We start from the raw sequence: 21,378 nt of genomic DNA on the forward strand, positions 1-21,378 counted from the left end.
ACGGCAAGGGGGCTCACGACGATGCAGCAGGCACCCGTGCTGGCGAGCGCGGCGGACCCCGCCTCCCCGGCCTGGCAGGCCAACGAGGAGGCGCACCAGGAGCTGGCCGACGCCCTGCGCGCCAAGCTGGCCGCGGCCCGCCTCGGCGGCGGCGAGAAGGCCCGAGCCCGCCACACCGCGCGCGGGAAGCTGCTGCCGCGCGACCGCGTGGACACCCTCCTCGACCCGGGCTCACCCTTCCTGGAGCTCGCCCCGCTCGCCGCGGAGGGGATGTACGACGGCCAGGCCCCGGCCGCCGGAGTGATCGCCGGGATCGGCAGGGTCAGCGGCCGCGAGGTGGTCGTCGTCGCCAATGACGCCACCGTCAAGGGCGGCACGTACTACCCGATGACGGTCAAGAAGCACCTGCGCGCCCAGGAGGTGGCGCTGGAGAACCGCCTGCCCTGCGTGTATCTCGTCGACTCCGGCGGCGCCTTCCTCCCCATGCAGGACGAGGTCTTCCCCGACCGCGAGCACTTCGGGCGGATCTTCTACAACCAGGCCCGGATGTCCGGCGCCGGCATCCCGCAGATCGCGGCGGTCCTCGGCTCCTGCACGGCCGGCGGGGCATACGTCCCGGCGATGAGCGACGAGGCCGTGATCGTGCGGGGCCAGGGCACGATCTTCCTCGGCGGCCCGCCCCTGGTGAAGGCCGCGACCGGCGAGGTCGTCACGGCGGAGGAGCTGGGCGGCGGCGAGGTCCACTCCCGGATCTCCGGCGTCACCGACCATCTCGCCGAGGACGACGCGCACGCGCTGCGGATCGTACGGAACATCGCGGCGACGCTCCCCGAGCGCGGCCCGCTCCCCTGGCCGGTCGAACCGGCCGAGGAGCCGAAGGTGGACCCCGCCGGGCTGTACGGCGCGGTGCCGGTGGACTCCCGCACCCCCTACGACGTACGCGAAGTGATCGCCCGGATCGTGGACGGCTCCCGGTTCGCGGAGTTCAAGTCGGAGTTCGGCACGACGCTGATCACCGGCTTCGCCCGGATCCACGGCCACCCGGTCGGCATCGTCGCCAACAACGGCATCCTGTTCTCCGAGTCCGCCCAGAAGGGCGCGCACTTCATCGAGCTGTGCGACCAGCGCGGCATCCCCCTGCTCTTCCTGCAGAACATCTCGGGCTTCATGGTCGGCCGGGACTACGAGGCGGGCGGCATCGCCAAGCACGGCGCGAAGATGGTCACGGCGGTGGCCTGCACCCGCGTGCCGAAGCTGACGGTCGTCGTCGGCGGCTCGTACGGCGCGGGGAACTACTCGATGTGCGGCCGGGCGTACTCCCCGCGCTTCCTGTGGATGTGGCCCAACGCCAAGATCTCGGTGATGGGCGGCGAGCAGGCGGCGTCGGTGCTGGCCACGGTGAAGCGGGACCAGCTCGAGGGCCGCGGCGAGCAGTGGCCGGCCGCCGAGGAAGAGGCCTTCAAGGAGCCGATCCGAGCGCAGTACGAGCAACAGGGCAATGCTTATTACGCGACGGCCAGGCTGTGGGACGACGGCGTGATCGACCCCCTGGAGACCCGGCAGGTGCTGGGCCTCGCGCTCACGGCCTGCGCCAACGCCCCGCTGACCGACCCCGCCTTCGGCGTCTTTCGGATGTGAGACGGACCATGACGATGTTCAGCACAGTTCTTGTCGCCAACCGGGGCGAGATCGCGGTCCGGGTCATCCGTACGCTGCGCGCGCTGGGCGTCCGCTCGGTCGCCGTCTTCAGCGACGCGGACGCGGACGCGAGGCATGTACGGGAGGCGGACACGGCAGTCCGCATCGGCCCCGCACCCGCGGCCGAGAGCTACCTCTGCGTGGAGCGCCTGCTGGAGGCCGCGGCCCGTACCGACGCCGAGGCCGTCCACCCCGGCTACGGCTTCCTCGCGGAGAACGCGGGCTTCGCACAGGCCTGCAGCGACGCGGGCCTGGTCTTCATCGGGCCGCCCGCCTCTGCGATCTCGCTGATGGGCGACAAGATCCGCGCGAAGGAGACCGTGCGAGCGGCGGGCGTCCCGGTGGTGCCGGGCTCGTCCGGCTCCGGCCTGACGGACGACCAACTGGCCGTTGCCGCCCGGGAGATCGGCATGCCGGTGCTGCTGAAGCCCTCGGCGGGCGGCGGCGGCAAGGGCATGCGCCTGACCCGGGTCGAGTCGGCGCTCCTGGAGGAGATCGCGGCGGCCCGCAGGGAGGCGCGTGCCTCGTTCGGCGACGACACCCTCCTTGTGGAGCGGTGGATCGACCGCCCCCGGCACATCGAGATCCAGGTGCTGGCGGACGGCCACGGCAACGTGGTCCACCTCGGCGAGCGCGAGTGTTCGCTCCAGCGCCGCCACCAGAAGATCATCGAGGAGGCGCCGAGCGTCCTGCTCGACCCCAAGACCCGTGCCGCGATGGGCGAGGCGGCCGTTCAGGCGGCGCGTTCGTGCGGCTACCGGGGCGCGGGCACGGTGGAGTTCATCGTCCCGGGCAACAACCCCTCCTCGTACTTCTTCATGGAGATGAACACCCGCCTCCAGGTCGAGCACCCGGTGACGGAACTGGCTGTGTCGATCGCGGGAAGGAGCGGCCTGGACCTGGTGGAGTGGCAGCTTCGGGTCGCGGCGGGCGAGCAACTGCCGTTCGCCCAGCGGGACATCTCCCTCACAGGCCATGCGATCGAGGCCCGTATCTGCGCGGAGGACCCCTCCCGCGGCTTCCTGCCCTCGGGCGGCACAGTGCTCGCCCTGCGCGAACCGCAGGGCGACGGAGTGCGTACCGACTCCGGTCTCAGCGAGGGCGCGGATGTCGGCAGCCTGTACGACCCGATGCTGTCGAAGGTCATCGCCCACGGCCCGGACCGCGCGACGGCCCTGCGCCGCCTGCGCGCGGCCCTCGCCGACACGGTCACCCTCGGCGTGCCGACGAACGCGGGCTTCCTGCGCCGCCTGCTGGCCCACCCGTCGGTCGTCTCGGGCGATCTGGACACGGGCCTGGTGGAGCGCGAGGCGGACGGACTGGTGCCGTCCGGGATCCCGGACGAGGTGTACGAAGCCGCGGCCGCGGTCCGGCTCGCCGAGCTGACTCCGCGGCGGGGCACGGGCTGGACCGACCCCTTCTCCGTGCCGAGCGGCTGGCGCATGGGCGGCCGGCCTGCCCCCGTCACCCACTGGTTCCGCGCGCCGGGACTCGACCCGGTGGCCTATGAGGTGCGGGACCGCAGCAGCCACCGCGTCGAGGCCGACCGGGTCTCGGTCACCCTCGACGGCCTGGTCCACACCTTCTGGCGGGCCGGCGACTGGCTCGGCCGGGACGGTGACTCCTGGCACGTCCAGGACCACGACCCCGTCGCCGCCTCTCTCACCGGCGCCGCGCACGCGGGGGCCGACACGCTGGCCGCACCCATGCCCGGGACGGTCACGGTCGTCAAGGTCGCCGCCGGGGACGAGGTCGCCGCCGGCCAGAGTCTGCTGGTCGTCGAGGCAATGAAGATGGAGCACGTCATCTCCGCCCCGCATGCCGGCACCGTCACCGAGCTCGATGTGACCGCGGGCTCCACCGTCGCCATGGACCAGGTGCTGGCCGTGATCACCCCGTACGAGGAGGACGAGCGATGACCGGCCGACTGCCAATGGAGTTCCCGTCGCAGGACCTGCTGCCACCCCGGGTGCGCATCCACGAAGTGGGCCCGCGCGACGGTTTGCAGAACGAGAAGACGGTCGTACCGACCGAGATCAAGGCCGAGTTCATCCACCGGCTGGCCGACGCCGGACTGACCACCGTCGAGGCGACCAGCTTTGTGCACCCCGACTGGGTGCCCCAATTGGCCGACGCCGAGCAGCTGTTCCCCCTCCTCGGCGACATCGGGGGCGTCGGCCTGCCCGTCCTCGTGCCGAACGCCCGCGGGCTGGAGCGAGCCATGGCCCTCGGCGCGCGCCGTATCGCCATCTTCGGCAGCGCGACCGAGACCTTCGCGAAGCGCAACCTCAATCGCACAATCGACGAGTCGCTCGCCATGTTCGAGCCGGTCGTCGCCAAGGCCCGCGACGACAAGATCCATGTTCGCGGCTATCTCTCGATGTGCTTCGGCGACCCGTGGGAGGGGCCCGTCCCCGTCCACCAGGTCGTCCAGGTCGCCAAGCGGCTCATGGACCTCGGCTGCGACGAGCTGAGCCTGGGCGACACCATCGGCGTGGCCACGCCCGGCCATGTGCAGAGCCTGCTCGCCGAGCTCAACGGGGAGTCAGTGCCCACCTCCGCGATCGGGGTGCACTTCCACGACACGTACGGGCAGGCCCTCTCCAACACCCTCGCCGCGCTGCAGCACGGCGTGACCACCGTGGACGCCTCCGCGGGCGGCCTCGGCGGCTGCCCCTACGCGAAGAGCGCGACCGGAAACCTCGCCACCGAGGACCTCGTGTGGATGCTCGACGGCCTCGGCATCGAAACCGGGGTCGACCTCGGCCGGCTCACCGCCACCAGCGTCTGGCTGGCCGGACAGTTGGGGCGACCCAGCCCCTCCCGCACCGTCTCTGCCCTCTCCCACAAGGAGTCGTAGAAATGTCGCTCGACCACCGGCTCTCCACCGAACACGAGGAACTCCGCCGTACCGTCGAGGCGTTCGCGCACGACGTCGTGGCGCCCAAGATCGGCGACTTCTACGAGCGCCATGAGTTCCCGTACGAAATCGTCCGCGAGATGGGCCGCATGGGCCTGTTCGGACTGCCCTTCCCCGAGGAGTACGGCGGCATGGGCGGCGACTATCTCGCCCTCGGCATCGCCCTGGAGGAGCTGGCCCGCGTCGACTCGTCCGTCGCGATCACCCTCGAAGCGGGCGTCTCGCTCGGCGCGATGCCCCTGCACCTGTTCGGTACCGAGGAGCAGAAGCGGCAGTGGCTCCCCCGCCTGTGCTCCGGCGAGATCCTCGGCGCGTTCGGCCTGACCGAGCCGGGCGCGGGTTCGGACGCCGGAGGCACCCGCACCACGGCGGTACGGGACGGCGACGAGTGGGTTGTCAACGGCTCCAAATGCTTCATCACCAATTCCGGTACGGACATCACGGGCCTGGTCACGGTCACCGCGGTCACCGGCCGCACGGACGGCGGGAAGCCGCAGATCTCCTCGATCATCGTCCCCTCCGGCACCCCGGGCTTCACTGTCGCCGCCCCCTACTCCAAGGTCGGGTGGAACGCCTCGGACACCCGTGAGCTGTCCTTCGACGACGTCCGGGTGCCGCTCGCCAATCTGCTCGGCGAGGAGGGCCGCGGCTACGCCCAGTTCCTGCGCATCCTCGACGAGGGCCGGATCGCCATCTCCGCGCTCGCCACGGGCCTGGCCCAGGGCTGTGTGGACGAGTCCGTGAAGTACGCGCGGGAGCGGCACGCCTTCGGACGCCCGATCGGCGCCAACCAGGCCATCCAGTTCAAGATCGCCGACATGGAGATGCGGGCCCACATGGCCCGGGTCGGCTGGCGCGACGCGGCGTCCCGGCTGGTGCGGGGCGAGCCGTTCAAGAAGGAGGCCGCGCTGGCCAAGCTGTACTCCTCGACGATCGCGGTGGACAACGCCCGCGAGGCCACCCAGATCCACGGCGGCTACGGCTTCATGAACGAGTACCCGGTGGCCAGGATGTGGCGCGACTCCAAGATCCTGGAGATCGGCGAGGGCACGAGCGAGGTACAACGGATGCTGATCGCACGCGAGTTGGGCCTGCCCGCCTGACGCACGGAGTTGGGCCTGCCCGCCTGGCGCACGGGCCCGCCGTCCGCACGGCCGGGGGAGGCGCCCTCTGGACACGAGGTGAGGTTAGGCTAACCTACCTTCGAACTGCCAGTGGCCGACCCCGGCACGTACGAAAGCGGACACCATGATGCCCAACGCCCGAGCTTCCCACCTCACCCGTCGCGGCCTGCTCACCGCGGGCGGCGCCCTCGGGCTCGGCGTCGCAATGGCCGCCTGCGGCAACAGCGACGACAAGGGCGGCACCGGCAAGGCCGCCGAGAAGTCCGGCCCCTGGAAGTTCCAGGACGACCGCGGTACGACGGTCGAGCTGAAGTCCGTCCCGAAGAACATCGTCGCCTTCACCGGCACCGCCGCCGCCCTCCACGACTACGGCGTCGAGGTCAAGGGCGTGTTCGGCCCGACCAAGACCAAGGACGGCAAGCCCGACGTCCAGGCCGGCGACCTCGACGTCAACAAGGTGAAGATCGTCGGCAATGTCTACGGCGAGTTCAACATCGAGCAGTACGCGGCCCTCGCCCCCGAGCTGCTGATCACCAACATGTGGGCCAAGGACGACCCGTGGTACGTCCCGCCGCAGTCCAAGGACAAGATCATGAAGCTGGCCCCCAGTGTTCTGCTGTGGGCGGCCGAGACCACGATGGCCAAGGCCCTGCAGCGCCACGCCGAGCTCGCCGAGTCCCTCGGCGGCGACGTCAAGGGCAAGAAGGCCGCCGACGCCAAGGCCCGCTTCGAGAAGGCCGCGGCCCGGCTGCGCGCGGCCGCGAAGGCCAAGCCGAACATCAAGGTCCTGATTGGCTCCGGCAGCCAGGAACTCTTCTACGTCTCCGTCCCGAAGACATCCGCCGACACCCTGTACTTCCAGGAACTGGGCGTGAAGTTCGTGGAGCCGAAGCCGAACGCGCAGGGCTTCTTCGAGGAGCTCAGCTGGGAGAACGCCGGCAAGTACGGCGCCGACATCATCATCCTGGACAACCGCACCGGGACCCTTCAGTCCAACTCGCTGTCCAAGAAGCCGACCTGGGGCAAGCTGCCCGCCGTCAAGGCCGGACAGGTCTTCCCGCGCGTCACCGAGCCGGTCTACTCCTACGACAAGTGCGCGCCGATCCTCGAGGACCTGGCCAAGGCCATCGAGACCGCGAAGAAGGTCGCCTGATCATGACGACGACGGCCGAGATCGCCCCGTTCCGCTTCTTCGACCTGGAGGTTGTACGGACCAGGCGGCTCGGCCCGTCCATGGTCCGCGTCACCTTCGGGGGCAAGGACCTCAAGGACTTTGCCACCGGGGGCCGCGACCAGTCCCTGTCGCTGTTCCTGCCGCACCCGGGCCAGAAGGCACCTGTCGTGCCCGTCGACGCAGGTGACGGCAGCGCGATATTCGCCGCCTGGCGGGCGCTGCCCGACGACGTACGGGCCGTGATGCGCTCGTACACCGTGCGCGAGCAGCGTCAACTGCCGGGCGAGGCAGGCGAGATGGACATCGAGTTCGCACTGCACGATGACGGCGGTCCCGCCTGCCGCTGGGCCGGCCAGGCCGCGCCCGGACACCGCGTGATGGTGCTCGGTCCGGCCGTCGCCGACAACACCGCCGTGCGCTGCCGGCCGCCTGCGGACACCGACTGGGTACTGATCTGGGCCGACGAGACGGCACTGCCGGCCGCCACGGCGATCCTTCAGTGGCTGCCGGCCGGGATGAAGGCCCGGGTCTGGCTGGAGGTGCAGCACACCGAGGACCGCCAGGCCCTCAAGACCGCGGCGGACGCCCGGATCACCTGGCTGGTACGGGAGGAGGGCGCGCCGTCCGCCCTGGAGGCGGTCAGCGCGGCCGAGTTGCCCGAGGGCACCGGGTACGCCTGGATCGCGGGCGAGTCGGGCAGCGTGAAGGCGCTCCGCCGCCATCTGGTGCGCGAGCGTGAACTCGACCGCCGCCGCGTCACGTTCGTCGGCTACTGGAAGCGCGGGGTGAGCGAGGACGGCCTCCGTGAGGGGGCCGACACCGGCGCGGTGGACAAGGCTGACGCAGCTGCCGAAGCCACCGCTATGTGAACAGGGCCATAACAGGCGCGCCCCAAGGGGGCGAGGGCTGGGCTTGAAAGTTAGGTTAGGCTAACCTAAGTTCAACGTCGCCCCCTCGCCCCCTCTCCTGTCCTGAGGGGCGACCAGGGCCCCGCATCCGGGAGGACATTGAAATGCGCTCGCACCTGCTCAATGACGTAACGGCGGAGAGCTACCGGCGCTCCGTGACCGAAGGAGTCGAGCGGGTGGCGAACCGACTCGCCACAACCCGGCGGCCGTTCACCGGCGTGACCGCCGACGAGCTCGCCCCGGTGATCTCCGCGGTCGACCTCGACCAGCCGCTGGGCAACGCCTCCGCCGCCCTCGACGAGCTGGAGAGGGTCTACCTGCGGGACGCCGTCTACTTCCACCACCCCCGCTACCTCGGCCACCTCAACTGCCCGGTCGTCATCCCGGCCGTCCTCGGCGAGGCCGTGCTCTCCGCGGTCAACTCCTCGCTCGACACCTGGGACCAGAGCGCCGGCGGCACCCTCATCGAGCGCCGCCTCATCGACTGGACCGCGCAGCGGATCGGCCTCGGCCCCGCGGCCGACGGTGTCTTCACCAGCGGCGGCACCCAGTCCAACCTCCAGGCGCTGCTGCTCGCCCGCGAAGAGGCCAAGACCGCGGACCTCGCCAAACTGCGCATCTTCACCTCGGAGTGCAGCCACTTCAGCGTGCAGAAGTCGGCGACGCTACTGGGTCTTGGCCGCGAAGCCGTCGTCTCTATCCCCGTCGACCGCAACAAGCGGATGCAGACGGTCACCCTCGCCGCCGAGCTGGCGCGCTGCACCCGTGCGGGCCTGGTCCCCATGGCCGTCGTCGCGACCGCAGGCACCACCGACTTCGGCTCCATCGACCCACTGCCCGAAATCGCCGAGCTGACCGGGCAGTACGGAACCTGGCTGCATGTGGACGCGGCGTACGGCTGCGGACTGCTGGCCTCCCCCACCCGCCGCCATCTCCTCGACGGCGTGGAGAACGCCGACTCGGTCACCGTGGATTACCACAAGTCCTTCTTCCAGCCGGTGAGTTCGTCCGCGGTGCTGGTACGGGACGGGTCCACGCTGAGCCATGCCACCTACCACGCGGACTACCTCAACCCGCGGCCCACCGTCGAGCTGGGGGCACTCCCCCCGGCTGCGGCGGGGGGAGTACCGCCCGTGCCCGAGGGGCTACGGGGGAGCATCCCCAACCAGGTCGACAAATCCCTGCAGACCACCCGCCGCTTCGACGCGCTGAAGCTGTGGATGACGCTGCGCGTGATGGGCGCGGACGGCGTCGGGCAGCTCTTCGACGAGGTCTGCGACCTGGCCACGGCCGGCTGGGAACTGCTCGCCGCCGACCCGCGCTACGACGTGGTCGTACAGCCGCAGCTGTCGACGCTGGTCTACCGCTACATCCCCGAGGACGTCACCAGCCCCACCGAGATCGACCGGGCCAACCTCTACGCACGCAAGGAGCTGTTCGCGTCCGGCGAGGCCGTGGTCGCCGGGACGAAGGTCGGCGGCCGCCAGTACCTGAAGTTCACGCTGCTCAACCCCGAGACGACGACCGAAGACATCACTGCCGTACTCGATCTGATCGCCGGCCACGCCGAGCAGTACCTGGGAGAGAACCTTGTCCACGCGTCTTGAGCCCCTCGATTTCATCGGTATCGGGCTCGGGCCCTTCAATCTCGGTCTCGCCTGCCTGACCGAGCCGATCGACGGGCTGAACGGCCTCTTCCTGGAGTCCAAGCCGGACTTCGAGTGGCACTCGGGGATGTTCCTGGAAGGCGCGCACCTCCAGACGCCGTTCATGTCGGACCTGGTCACCCTCGCCGACCCCACCTCCCCCTACTCCTTCCTCAACTATCTGAAGGAATCGGGGCGGCTGTACTCCTTCTACATCCGCGAGAACTTCTATCCGCTGCGGACCGAGTACAACGACTACTGCCGCTGGGCCGCTGCCAAACTGGCCTCCGTCCGCTTCAGCGCCACGGTGACCCGCGTCGAGTACGAGAGTGAGCTGTACGTCGTCCACACCGCCGCCGGCGAGCGGTTCCACGCCCGCCGCGTCGTCCTGGGCACCGGCACCCTGCCGTACATACCCGAGTCCTGCCAGGGTCTCGGCGGCGACTTCCTGCACAACTCGCGCTACCTCGACCACAAGGAGGCGCTGCAGCAAAAGGAGTCGATCACCCTCGTCGGCAGCGGGCAGAGCGCCGCGGAGATCTACTACGACCTGCTCTCCGAGATCGACGTGCACGGCTACCGGCTCAACTGGGTCACACGCTCACCGCGGTTCTTCCCGCTGGAGTACACCAAGCTGACGCTTGAGATGACCTCGCCGGAGTACATCGACTACTTCCACGCGCTGCCGGAGGCCACCCGCTACCGGCTGGAGTCGCAGCAGAAGGGCCTGTTCAAGGGCATCGACGGGGACCTCATCGACGAGATCTTCGACCTGCTCTACCAGAAGAACCTGAATGGCCCCGTCCCGACCAGACTGCTCACCAACTCGGCTCTTCAGAAGGCCAGTTACGAGGACGGTACGTACACCCTCGGACTGCGCCAGGAGGAGCAGGGCAAGGACTTCGAGCTGCGCACGGAGGGCCTGATCCTGGCCACCGGCTACAAGTACGCCGAGCCGCAGTTCCTGGAGCCGGTCGCCGACCGGATCCGCCGGGACGGGCAGGGCCGCTTCGACATCGCCCGCAACTACAGCATCGACACGGCCGGACGCGAGATCTTCCTGCAGAACGCCGGCGTGCACACGCACTCCATCACCTCGCCCGACCTGGGCATGGGCGCGTACCGCAACGCCTACATCATCGGCGAGCTGCTGGGGTCCGAGTACTACACGGTCGAAAAGTCCATCGCGTTCCAGGAGTTTTCCGCATGACGTTCACCATCCGTCCCCTCGACCCTTCCCCTGACTTCGTCGGGGAGACCCCTATCTCCGACGCCCAGCTGGTGCACGGCTGGGTGACCCACCCCAAGGCCGCCTTCTGGCTGATGCAGGACGCGAAACTGCAGGATGTCGAGCGCGATTACATGGCGATAGCCGCGCACGAACACCACGACGCCTTCATAGGCCTCAAGGACGGCGAGCCCGTCTTCCTGATGGAACGCTACGACCCCGCACATGTGGAACTGAAGGGGCTGTACGACGCCGAGCCCGGCGATGTCGGCATGCACTTCCTGGTCGCGCCGACCGACACCCCCGTGCATGGTTTCACCCGCGCCGTGATCACTGCGGTGATGGAGAAGCTGTTCGCGGACCCGGCCATCCGGCGTGTGGTGGTCGAGCCGGACGTACGCAACAAGGCCGTGCACGCGCTCAACGAGGCCGTCGGCTTCGTGCCCGCACGAGAGATCGAGAAGCCGGAGAAGGACGCCCTGCTGAGTTTCTGCACCCGCGCCCAGTTCGAGGCTGCACGAGGAGTGGCGGCATGACCCTGTCCGACGCCGTATCGCATCTGACGCCCGGGCTGTGGGAGCGGGCCAACAGGCTCCTCCTGCGCAAGGCACTCGCGGAGTTCTCCCACGAGCGGCTGCTGGCCCCCGAGTCCCTCGGAGAGGACCGCTACCGCGTCCTCAGCGACGACTCCGGCACCGAGTACCGCTTCACCGCGCGGCGATTCGCCCTCGACCACTGGCAGGTCTTCGCCGACACCATCACCCGGCACCGGGACGGCGACGAGCAGCCGCTGGACGCGCTCGACTTCTTCATCGAGCTGCGCGGCGTACTCGGCCTGAGCGAGGAGATCCTCCCGGTCTATCTGGAAGAGATCTCCTCCACCCTCTCCGGCACCGCGTACAAGCTCACCAAGAAGCAGGTGACGTCCGCCGAGCTGGCCACGGCCGGCTTCCAGGCCATCGAGACCGGCATGACCGAGGGCCACCCCTGCTTCGTCGCCAACAACGGCCGGCTGGGCTTCGGGGTGCACGAGTACCTCTCGTACGCCCCCGAGACCGCGAGTGAGGTCCGCCTGGTCTGGCTGGCGGCCCGCCGCGACCGCGCCACCTTCACCGCGGGCGCGGGACTCGACTACGAGTCGCTGGTCCGCGACGAGCTCGGCGAAGCGGCCCTCGCCCGCTTCGGCGGGCAGCTGAACGCCCTCGGCCTCGACCTCGCCGACTACTTCCTGCTGCCCGTCCACCCCTGGCAGTGGTGGAACAAGCTCTCCGTCACCTTCGCCGCCGAGATCGCCCAGCAGCGGCTGGTGTGCCTGGGCCCGGGCGACGACGACTATCTCGCGCAGCAGTCGATCCGCACGTTCTTCAATGCGAGCGCCCCGGCCAAGCACTACGTCAAAACCGCGCTGTCCGTCCTCAACATGGGCTTCATGCGTGGCCTTTCGGCCGCGTACATGGAGGCGACCCCTGCGATCAACGACTGGCTGGCGAGCCTGATCGGCAGCGACGACGTCTTCAAGGCGGCCCGCTTCTCGATCATCCGGGAGCGGGCGGCGGCCGGCTACCACCACCGCCAGTACGAGCGGGCGACCGATCGCTACTCCCCGTACCGCAAAATGCTGGCCGCGCTGTGGCGCGAGAGCCCGGTGCCACAGCTGCTGGACGGCGAGCGGCTGGCGACGATGGCGTCGCTGCTCCATGTGGACCACAACGGCGCGTCGTTCGCGGGCGCGCTGATCGACGAGTCGGGCCTGACCCCCGCCCACTGGCTGCGCCGCTATCTGGACGCGTATCTCACGCCCGTACTGCACAGCTTCTACGAGTACGACCTGGTCTTCATGCCGCACGGCGAGAACGTCATCCTCGTCATCGGCGAGGACGGCACGGTCCAGCGGGCGATCTTCAAGGACATCGCCGAGGAGATCGCGGTGATGGACCCGGACGCGGTGCTGCCGCCGGACGTCGAGCGCATCCGCGCGGACGTGCCCGACGACATGAAGCTGCTCTCCGTCTTCACGGACGTCTTCGACTGCTTCTTCCGCTTCCTCGCGGCCACGCTGGTCACGGAGGAGCGGCTGGACGAGGAGACGTTCTGGCGGACGATCGCGGAGTGCGTCGCGGCGTACCAGAGGTCGGTGCCGCATCTGGCGGACAAGTTCAGGGAGTACGACATGTTCGCGGGCGAATTCGCGCTCTCCTGCCTGAACCGGCTCCAGCTGCGCAACAACAAGCAGATGGTGGACCTGGCGGACCCGGCCGGCGCGCTCCAGCTGATCGGCAGCCTGGAGAACCCGATCGCGCGGTTCTCCCACTGAGCGGACGGGCGCGCCGGTGAATACGGTCCCTCACCGGCGCGCCCGTCTCATGGGCGGGGCCTTTCCCCTACCCGCCCCTGCCCGTAACTGGGGCTCCGCCCCAGACCCCCGAAAATCAGCCCCGCCGACGATTGAGGCGCAGGGCCCGGGGCGGAGCCCCCGGCGGTCAGCCCGCAGGCCAGGGCACCTGCGGCGACCGGTAGTAGTCGATCCCGAGCGCCGACATCCTCGGCCCCTGCGCCCCCAGCCGCACCTTGTACGCCTCCCAGTCATGCGCAGACGCAGGCGACCACCCGAGCTCCGCCACCCCCACCACCCGCGGGAACGCCATGAACTCGATCTGGTCGCTGGTCGAGATCGTCTCCGACCACAGCGGCGCCTCGACCCCGGCCACCGCCGACGCCGGCGCGCCCGGCAGATACGCCGCCGGGTCCCAGTCGTAGGACCGCTGCACCTCTACATAGCCGGCCCAGGCCAGCCCCAGCGGGGTGTCCTTGTTGTACTTCATGTCGAGGTAGATCCGGTCCGCGGGCGACAGAATCAGCCCGGTGCCGTTCTGCGCGGCCTGCGCGACCTGCGCCTTCTCCGCGGCGCTGGTGCCGTCCAGACCCCAGTACTGGGCGAGCGCCCCCTTCGCCGGGGTCGCGCCGGTCAGCTGGTGCCAACCGACCACCTTCTTCCCGTACTTGGCGACGATCGGCTGCACCTTGTCCATGAACGCCACATAGTCCGCGTGGCTGGTGGAGTGCGCCTCGTCGCCACCGATGTGGAGGTACCTGCCGGGGGTGAGGGCGGCCAGCTCGCGGATGACGTCGTCCACGAAGTCGTACGTCACGGGCTTCGCCACGCACAGCGAGCTGAAGCCGACCGCCGTCCCGGTGTAGAGGGACGGGGCGATGCCGGAGCAGTTCAGCTCGGCGTACGAGGCGAGGGCGGCGTTGGTGTGCCCCGGCATGTCGATCTCGGGGACCACCTCCAGATAGCGCGAGGCCGCGTAGCTGAGGATCTCCTTGTACTGGGCCTTGGTGTAGTAGCCGCCTGGGCCGCCGCCGACCTGGGTCGAACCGCCGTACGTGGCCAGCCGCGGCCAGGAGTCGATGGCGATCCGCCAGCCCTGATCGTCGGAGAGATGCAGATGCAGTTTGTTGATCTTGTAGAGCGCCAACTGGTCGATATAGCGCTTGACTTGGTCGACGGTGAAGAAGTGCCGGGAGACGTCGAGCATCGCACCCCGGTAGCCGTAGCGCGGGCTGTCGGTGATCGTGCCGCCCGCGACCTTCCACGGGCCGGGCTGCCGGGTGTCCTTCTCCACCGAGGCGGGCAGCAGCTGGCGCAGCGTCTGCACGGCGTGGAAGAGCCCGGCGGGCTTCCCGGCGGTGAGGGTGAGCGCGCCGCGCGTGGACTCCAGCCGGTAGCCCTCGTCGCCCAGGGAGCGGTCCGCGGAGCTCAGCCGCAGCCGGATGCCGCCGGATCCGTGGTCGTCGGTGACGGGCAGGGCGTAGCCGGTCGACGGCCGCAGCAGCTGGGCAAGATAGGTGCCTATCCGGCCGGCCTCGCGGGAGTCGTCGTCGACCCGGATCCGGGTCCATGGGGTGAGGGTGTACGCGGACCCGCCCGGGCGTACGGAAGCGGGCGCGGGGACGATCTGGCCAAGCGGCCGGACCTCGGGGGCGGCCGGGGCGGGGGCTGGGCCGGCGCCGATGCCGGCGATACCCGCGGCCGCGACGAGCAGCAGCGAACCGAACAGGCGGGGGAACGTTCTGGGCTGTCTCACAGGCTGGGTCCCTTCGACGGGCGTCGCAACTGTGGTGCTGAGCAACCGAACGGCAGTCATCATGCGTACCGCGTGCCCCAACTCCGGTCAAGGTGTAGACCACTTGCTCACTGCCCCTGGGCGAGCCCACGTATGCCGTACCCGGTGCGAGAATCCCGGCATGGCGGAAATCATCCAGAAGGACGGCACCTGGACCTTCGACGGGGACACAGTCCGCATCGTGCCCGGCAGTGACAAGAGCGTGAGCCTGCTGCGCAAGACTCTCGGCGAGATCGCCGTACCGCTGGGGGCGCTCGCCGGGATCTCCTTCGAGCCGGGCAAGAAGTCCGGACGGCTGCGGCTGCGCAACGGCGCCGACCCGCTCCTGCAGATCACCGGCGGCAAGCTGGAGACGGCTCGGACCCCTACCGGCTGACCGTGGACAAAGGGCCGGAATACTGACGGCCGAGGAGTTCACCACCGCCAAACGGGCCGCATTGAAGCGAACGTGAGCGTCTCCTGCCCGTAATCGGGCAGGATTCTTGCAATTGCGGTAGGTGACCCCGCAATATCTACGGGTGCTCGATCGCCGCCCCTCGTCACACGACGACCTCATCGACCATCTGGTGCGCAGCACCGCGCTCCAGCGCGGTGAGGCGGCCCGGGTGGTGCTCGACGTGCTGGCGTACTTCGACGAGAAGACCGACGAATTCGTCCGCCGCCGCCACCGCGAGCTGCAGTCCGGTGGCCTGGCGAACACGGAGATCTTCGAGCGGATCGCGGCCGAACTGCCGCACCGCGCCGTGGCGCCGCCGGAGCTCTCGCTCCGCCAGCTGCGCCGCATCGTCTACGGCTGACTCTACGGCTGACCGGCCGACCGGTCCGGTCAGCCAGGCGGCCATGCGACCAGGCACACACCTGACCTATGGAGGGGTAAGAACTCTATGTGCGGAATTGTCGGATACATCGGCAAGCGTGACGTGGCACCGCTGCTGCTCGAAGGCCTGCAGCGGCTGGAGTACCGGGGTTACGACTCCGCGGGCATCGTGGTCACGAGCCCCAAAGCCGCCGGCCTGAAGATGGTCAAGGCCAAGGGCCGGGTCCGTGACCTGGAAGCCCGGGTCCCCAAGCGCTTCGCCGGCACCACCGGCATCGCCCACACCCGCTGGGCCACCCACGGCGCCCCCAGCGACGAGAACGCCCACCCCCACCTGGACGCTGAGAACAAGGTTGCGGTCGTCCACAACGGCATCATCGACAACGCCTCCGAGCTGCGCGCCAAGCTCGTCGCCGACGGCGTCGTCTTCGCCTCCGAGACGGACACCGAGGTGCTCACCCACCTCATCGCCCGCTCCCAGGCCGAGACCCTGGAGGAGAAGGTCCGCCAGGCGCTGAAGCTGATCGAGGGCACGTACGGCATCGCCGTCATGCACGCCGACTTCAGCGACCGCATCGTCGTCGCCCGCAACGGCTCCCCGGTCGTCCTCGGCATCGGCGAGAAGGAGATGTTCGTCGCCTCCGACGTCGCCGCGCTGGTCGCCCACACCCGTCAGATCGTCACCCTCGACGACGGCGAGATGGCCACCCTCAAGTCCGACGACTTCCGTACGTACACCACCGAGGGTTCGCGTACGACGGCTACGCCGACCACCGTGGAGTGGGAGGCCGAGTCGTACGACATGGGCGGCCACGACACGTACATGCACAAGGAGATCTCCGAGCAGGCCGACGCCGTGGACCGCGTGCTGCGCGGCCGTATCGACGACCGGTTCTCCACCGTGCACCTGGGCGGCCTGAACCTGGACGCCCGCGAGGCGCGCGGCATCCGCCGGGTGAAGATCCTCGGCTGCGGCACCTCGTACCACGCGGGCATGATCGGCGCCGGACTCATCGAGTCGCTGGCCCGCATCCCCGCGGACGCCGAGCCGGCCTCCGAGTTCCGCTACCGCAACCCCGTCGTGGACCCCGACACCCTCTACATCGCGGTCTCCCAGTCGGGTGAGACGTACGACGTTCTCGCCGCGGTCCAGGAGCTCAAGCGCAAGGGCGCGCGCGTCCTGGGCGTGGTGAACGTGGTCGGCTCGGCGATCGCCCGCGAGGCCGACGGCGGCACGTACGTGCACGCAGGCCCCGAGGTCTGCGTCGTCTCCACCAAGTGCTTCACCAACACCGTGGTCGCCTTCGCGCTGCTCGCCCTGCACCTTGGCCGGATCCGCGACCTGTCGGTCTCCGAAGGCAAGCGGATCATCGAGGGCCTGCGCAGGCTGCCCGAGCAGATCACCGAGATCCTCGAGTCCGAGGCCGAGATCAAGAAGCTGGCCGAGGAGTACGCGGGCGCCAAGTCGATGATGTTCATCGGCCGGGTGCGCGGCTACCCGGTGGCGCTCGAGGCCTCGCTGAAGCTCAAGGAGATCTCCTACATCCACGCCGAGGCCTACCCGGCGTCCGAGCTCAAGCACGGCCCGCTGGCCCTGATCGAGCCGGCGCTGCCGACGGTCGCGATCATCCCGGACGACGAGCTGCTGGAGAAGAACCGCGCCGCCCTGGAGGAGATCAAGGCCCGCAGCGGCAAGATCCTCGCGGTCGCGCACCGCGAGCAGGAGAAGGCCGACCACACGATCGTCGTGCCGAAGAACGAGAACGAGCTGGACCCGATCCTGATGGGCATCCCGCTCCAGCTCTTCGCGTACCACACGGCGCTGGCCATGGGCCGGGACATCGACAAGCCGCGCAACCTGGCGAAGTCCGTCACGGTCGAGTAGTACAGCCCGTTCAGGCAGGGGCGGTCCCCCCGCGCGTTGCCACCTTTACGCGCGGGGGGACCGCCCTTTCGCCAGCCGGAGCAGCCCCTCACACCGGCCTGTGGCTGCCTCAGCCGGTGGCCGTCACTCCACGGCCGGCAGCACGTCCGGAGAAGGTCGGCCACTTGGCGAGTGCGGCCGTCGCGCCGTACCAGGCCGCGAGACCCGCGACCGCACCGATCCAGCCGCCCGCCTTGGCGAGACCGTCGTTCTCGGCGAACGACGCTATGCCGAGCAGCAGCAGCGAGACGAACAGCAGCCCGTACACGCCCTGTCCGAACAGTCCGCTGCCCGCGGACGCCGCTGTCAGGGTCAGTGCGAGCAGCGCCCAGAGCAGCAGGAAGAGGCCTGCCGCCTCACCGGTGACTTCGGCGCCGACCCCGGTCCCCCAGGTGAACCAGAAGGCGCCGAGGCCCGAGAACGCCGTGCCCGTACCGGCGTTGCCCGCGCGGAATTCGAGCAGCCCGACGATGAACAGTGCGACGCCGCCGATCCAGGTCGCGAGAGCGGCCGCGTCTGCCGCCGCCACGTTGTCGATCACGCCGGTGTGGCCGACGCCGAACGCCAGCAGGGTCAGTCCGAGTGCGAGGTGGCCGAGAGTCGAGGTTGTAGCGCTTCCCGCAGAGACTTCATTGTCCACGGCGGGCTCCCTTCGTGTCCTGTGCAGTTGTGCTGCTTCCCAGCGACCGGTATGTACCCTTCACAAGCGCACAATCCACCTGTACGGACAGGTAGATTTCCCCGCAGAGGAAGGGAGTTGACGCTGCCTCACCTGGACTGACGCCGGGATTACGGAATGGACACGGCAGGGCGTACGCGGGATTACGACGAGCAGTAACCAGCAGGCGACCGTGTGTTACGGCCGGCTACGTGATCCCGCTACGGGTCGAACTACGGGATCACGATGACCGGGCGCTGCGCGCGCCGCGCGAGCCGCCCGGCCACGGAGCCGAAGATGCGTCCGACGATGCCGTGCGTCGAGCCGACCACGATCGCGTCGGCAGAATACTCACGGCCGACCTCCTCCAGCTCGTGGCAGATGTCGCCGCCGCGCTCGACCAGGATCCAGGGCACCTCGGCGAGATAGTCCGCGCAGGCCAGCTCCAGGCCGATGACCTCGGTGCGGTGATCGGGGACGTCCACGAAGACGGGGGGCTCGCAGCCCGCCCAGACGGTGGTCGGCAGCCGGTTGGCGACGTGAACGATGATCAGGCCGGAACCAGACCTTTTGGCCATTCCGATGGCGTACGCGAGCGCCCGCTCACTGGAGGTCGAGCCGTCGAAGCCGACGACGACTCCGTGCCGGAACGCTGGATCGCAGGAATGACGTGTTTCTTCGGCCGCTTGGAGGTCCGACAGTGGGTCGGCTACCTGCTTGCGGTCCGCGGGTTCGGGAATTTCGTGACCGGCCATCGGTGTCTCGGCGAAGAAGGTCCTCTTGTGAGGGATCGTCTCAGGGAGGGTGCGTGGGTTGGCATCGCGGCGGAGCTGTGTCCGGGAATCATCTTCCCTGGCCCATACCCCAAGGGTACGGCGACACTCCTCTCCTGCCCAGAGCCTGCTGCCCCGTACGCGGCGTTCAAGGGAGCATGCCCGAGCCTGCCCAGGAAGGCAATGCCGGTTGGCCTCTACAGCGGTCTGCCCCGACCGTCCACTGGGCCGTCCGACGGCCCGTCCACCCGTCCCGCCTCCGATCCGTCCGCCGATCAGCCCGCTGATCCGCCGGTTGATCCGCCGGTTGACGTCCGCGCCAGTGACCGGAAGGCTCCGCTGCTCGTTGCACCTCGGTCACCCCGCCGCCTCCAGGGAGCTTTTGTGCCCGCACGCCCGTCCGCCCCGGCCCCCGACACCTCCCCGGCCCCGCAGCACGGACAGCGCGTTGAGGCCGCCCGGCGCCCCTCGTCCGATTCGGCGAGCGACGTGGTGCGCTGGGCGGCCTTCAGCTGCGCGGTCGTCCCTGTTGTGCTGGTCGTGTACGGGACGTCCGTCGGCGGAGCGGCCGCCGCTGCCCTCGGCCTCGCCGCCGTGACGGCCGCCTGCCGGGTGCTGCTGCGCCGGTCCGAGCGCAGTGCGCCCCGGGCCCGGGCCGCCGAGTCGGCGCAGCCCCGCGGCCGGCGCCTGCGGACCGTTCCCGGGGCTCACCGGGGCAGTCGGCGCGGCGCGGGAAGCGGGCCCGGCGACTGACGGGTTCGCACACCCGCACCCGTATATTTTCAGCCAACTTCGCGCTACCGGCCTTCCCTTGGCGAAATGGCCTGCCAACCCCCTTGCCACCAGGGAAGAAAGGGCCATTCACGGCGCTCGCACCCTACGTGGACGGGCCATGCGTGCGACGCGCACTTCCCTGCGGAGCCCCCGAGTGGAACGCTTCGTGATCGAATGCTTCGCGCCAAGTTGCCTTGTCGACATAGCGGGGCATGCCGAACTTGTCACGTCGGCGCCACGGGACACAGTAGATTCGATCATGAGTATCGAAGGCTCGGGACTCGTGCGAAACCGAGGGGAAACGTGCAGGAGCGAAAGGCCCGAAACGAACGGGGAGACGCGAACACCGAGGGGGGCTTAGCGTCATGAGTCAGGACTCCGCCGCACCGGAGGCAGCACGGAAGCTCTCCGGGCGCCGGCGCCGGGAAGTCGTCGCGGTGCTGCTGTTCAGCGGCGGCCCCATCTTTGAGAGTTCCATCCCGCTCTCGGTGTTCGGAATTGACCGTCAGGACGCCGGAGTTCCCCGCTATCGACTGCTGGTCTGCGGTGGCGAGGAAGGCCCGCTGCGGACCACCGGCGGGCTCGAACTGACCGCGCCGTACGGCCTGGAGGCCATCGGCAGGGCGGGCACCGTCGTCGTACCGGCCTGGCGGTCGATCACCTCACCGCCACCGCCCGAGGCGCTCGACGCGCTGCGCCGGGCGCATGAGGAAGGAGCCCGGATCGTCGGACTGTGCACCGGCGCGTTCGTGCTGGCCGCGGCCGGTCTGCTGGACGGCCGCCCGGCCACCACCCACTGGATGTACGCGCCGACGCTGGCCAAGCGGTACCCGTCCGTCCATGTCGATCCGCGCGAGCTGTTCGTCGACGACGGCGATGTGCTCACCTCCGCGGGCACGGCGGCCGGAATCGACCTGTGCCTCCACATCGTGCGCACCGACCACGGCACCGAGGCCGCCGGCGCACTGGCCCGCAGGCTGGTCGTGCCACCGCGCCGCAGTGGCGGGCAGGAGCGCTATCTGGACAGGTCTTTACCAGAGGAAATCGGGTCGGACCCGCTGGCCGAGGTCGTCTCGTGGGCGCTGGAGCATCTCCATGAACAGTTCGACGTGGAGACCCTGGCGGCCCGGGCGTACATGAGCCGGCGCACCTTCGACCGGCGATTCCGATCGCTGACCGGCAGCGCGCCGCTGCAGTGGTTGATCACCCAGCGGGTGCTGCAGGCCCAGCGGCTGCTCGAGACCTCCGACTACTCGGTCGACGAGGTCGCGGGCCGTTGCGGCTTCCGCTCGCCGGTGGCGCTGCGTGGCCACTTCCGGCGTCAGCTCGGCTCGTCCCCGGCCGCGTACCGGGCCGCCTACCGGGTCCGCCGCCCGCAGAACGACTCCGCCCCGCCCACTGTGGTGGAGGCCGTCGTCCCGGCACAGGTCACCGCCCAGGCCAGACGCGCCGCCGCGGCGGCGGGAGCCCCGGGACCCGCGGCCACCTCGGCCGCTCCGCCGGAGCTGGGAAAGCCTCCTTCCGACGCGTACGCGACAGGTCACGGCCGTCCGAGCCTGCCCGGCCAGCGGAGTGCGCCTTAGGCAAGACCGGCGCCCCCCGATCTC

General features: G+C 69.7%; 17 protein-coding genes and 1 pseudogene. 15 read left to right on the forward strand and 3 right to left on the reverse strand.

The features are described 5' to 3' along the window. Positions 1–21: 21 nt before the first annotated feature. The 10 genes from ACWDO5_RS03640 (at position 22) to ACWDO5_RS03685 (ending at position 13,012) form a co-directional block, all read left to right on the forward strand. Positions 22–1,638, forward strand: coding sequence for a carboxyl transferase domain-containing protein (locus ACWDO5_RS03640; RefSeq protein ID WP_450528047.1), 1,617 nt, complete (start codon positions 22–24; stop codon positions 1,636–1,638). Positions 1,639–1,652: 14 nt separating this feature from the next. After that, positions 1,653–3,617: an acetyl/propionyl/methylcrotonyl-CoA carboxylase subunit alpha gene (locus tag ACWDO5_RS03645; RefSeq protein ID WP_450528048.1), complete on the forward strand. Its 1,965-nt coding sequence runs from the start codon at positions 1,653–1,655 to the stop codon at positions 3,615–3,617. After that, positions 3,614–4,558 (forward strand): hydroxymethylglutaryl-CoA lyase, encoded by a 945-nt coding sequence (locus ACWDO5_RS03650; RefSeq protein WP_450528050.1) that lies wholly within the window; start codon positions 3,614–3,616, stop codon positions 4,556–4,558. The genes ACWDO5_RS03645 and ACWDO5_RS03650 overlap by 4 nt, the downstream gene beginning before the upstream one ends. 2 nt (positions 4,559–4,560) lie before the next feature. Then, positions 4,561–5,721, forward strand: a complete 1,161-nt coding sequence (locus ACWDO5_RS03655; RefSeq protein ID WP_450528052.1) for an acyl-CoA dehydrogenase family protein — start codon at positions 4,561–4,563, stop codon at positions 5,719–5,721. Positions 5,722–5,869: 148 nt separating this feature from the next. Beyond that, positions 5,870–6,895, forward strand: coding sequence for an ABC transporter substrate-binding protein (locus ACWDO5_RS03660; protein WP_450528091.1), 1,026 nt, complete (start codon positions 5,870–5,872; stop codon positions 6,893–6,895). A gap of 2 nt (positions 6,896–6,897) precedes the next feature. Continuing rightward, a complete protein-coding gene (locus ACWDO5_RS03665; protein ID WP_450528053.1) occupies positions 6,898–7,785 on the forward strand; it encodes a siderophore-interacting protein in 888 nt (295 codons plus the stop codon). A 143-nt stretch (positions 7,786–7,928) separates the two neighbouring features. Continuing rightward, a complete protein-coding gene (locus tag ACWDO5_RS03670) occupies positions 7,929–9,431 on the forward strand; it encodes a pyridoxal phosphate-dependent decarboxylase family protein (protein WP_450528055.1) in 1,503 nt (500 codons plus the stop codon). Then, positions 9,415–10,680, forward strand: coding sequence for a lysine N(6)-hydroxylase/L-ornithine N(5)-oxygenase family protein (locus ACWDO5_RS03675; protein ID WP_450528057.1), 1,266 nt, complete (start codon positions 9,415–9,417; stop codon positions 10,678–10,680). Before ACWDO5_RS03670 ends, ACWDO5_RS03675 begins: the two co-directional genes overlap by 17 nt. Beyond that, positions 10,677–11,234 (forward strand): GNAT family N-acetyltransferase, encoded by a 558-nt coding sequence (locus ACWDO5_RS03680; protein ID WP_450528059.1) that lies wholly within the window; start codon positions 10,677–10,679, stop codon positions 11,232–11,234. The genes ACWDO5_RS03675 and ACWDO5_RS03680 overlap by 4 nt, the downstream gene beginning before the upstream one ends. Continuing rightward, positions 11,231–13,012: an IucA/IucC family protein gene (locus ACWDO5_RS03685; RefSeq protein WP_450528060.1), complete on the forward strand. Its 1,782-nt coding sequence runs from the start codon at positions 11,231–11,233 to the stop codon at positions 13,010–13,012. The genes ACWDO5_RS03680 and ACWDO5_RS03685 overlap by 4 nt, the downstream gene beginning before the upstream one ends. Positions 13,013–13,178: 166 nt before the next feature. Here the strand turns inward: ACWDO5_RS03685 and ACWDO5_RS03690 are convergent, their stop codons facing one another. After that, on the reverse strand, positions 13,179–14,846 hold the full coding sequence (locus tag ACWDO5_RS03690) for a beta-N-acetylhexosaminidase (protein ID WP_450528093.1): 1,668 nt from the start codon (positions 14,844–14,846) through the stop codon (positions 13,179–13,181). A gap of 100 nt (positions 14,847–14,946) precedes the next feature. Between ACWDO5_RS03690 and ACWDO5_RS03695 the strand changes: the two are divergent. The 3 genes and pseudogenes from ACWDO5_RS03695 to glmS form a co-directional block, all read left to right on the forward strand. Next, positions 14,947–15,209, forward strand: a pseudogene (locus tag ACWDO5_RS03695) (DUF4429 domain-containing protein); the annotation flags it as partial. A gap of 134 nt (positions 15,210–15,343) precedes the next feature. Then, on the forward strand, positions 15,344–15,622 hold the full coding sequence (locus ACWDO5_RS03700; protein ID WP_450528061.1) for a hypothetical protein: 279 nt from the start codon (positions 15,344–15,346) through the stop codon (positions 15,620–15,622). 87 nt (positions 15,623–15,709) lie between these two features. Then, on the forward strand, positions 15,710–17,527 hold the full coding sequence (gene glmS / locus ACWDO5_RS03705; protein ID WP_450528063.1) for a glutamine--fructose-6-phosphate transaminase (isomerizing): 1,818 nt from the start codon (positions 15,710–15,712) through the stop codon (positions 17,525–17,527). Between the two features lie 109 nt (positions 17,528–17,636). Here glmS and ACWDO5_RS03710 read toward each other — a convergent pair whose 3' ends face one another. Together ACWDO5_RS03710 and ACWDO5_RS03715 are read right to left on the reverse strand one after the other, a co-directional pair. Continuing rightward, entirely contained in the window at positions 17,637–18,206 is a 570-nt protein-coding gene (locus ACWDO5_RS03710; protein ID WP_450528065.1) for a GPR1/FUN34/YaaH family transporter, read from the reverse strand. Positions 18,207–18,457: 251 nt separating this feature from the next. Next, positions 18,458–18,979, reverse strand: coding sequence for a universal stress protein (locus tag ACWDO5_RS03715; protein ID WP_450528066.1), 522 nt, complete (start codon positions 18,977–18,979; stop codon positions 18,458–18,460). A gap of 402 nt (positions 18,980–19,381) precedes the next feature. Here ACWDO5_RS03715 and ACWDO5_RS03720 point away from each other — a divergent pair, with 402 nt between their 5' ends. Beyond that, positions 19,382–19,750: a hypothetical protein gene (locus ACWDO5_RS03720; protein ID WP_450528068.1), complete on the forward strand. Its 369-nt coding sequence runs from the start codon at positions 19,382–19,384 to the stop codon at positions 19,748–19,750. 386 nt (positions 19,751–20,136) lie between these two features. Then, positions 20,137–21,354, forward strand: coding sequence for a GlxA family transcriptional regulator (locus ACWDO5_RS03725; RefSeq protein ID WP_450528070.1), 1,218 nt, complete (start codon positions 20,137–20,139; stop codon positions 21,352–21,354). Positions 21,355–21,378 lie beyond the last annotated feature (24 nt).

It is taken from the genome of Streptomyces sp. NPDC000880, assembly GCF_053599675.1.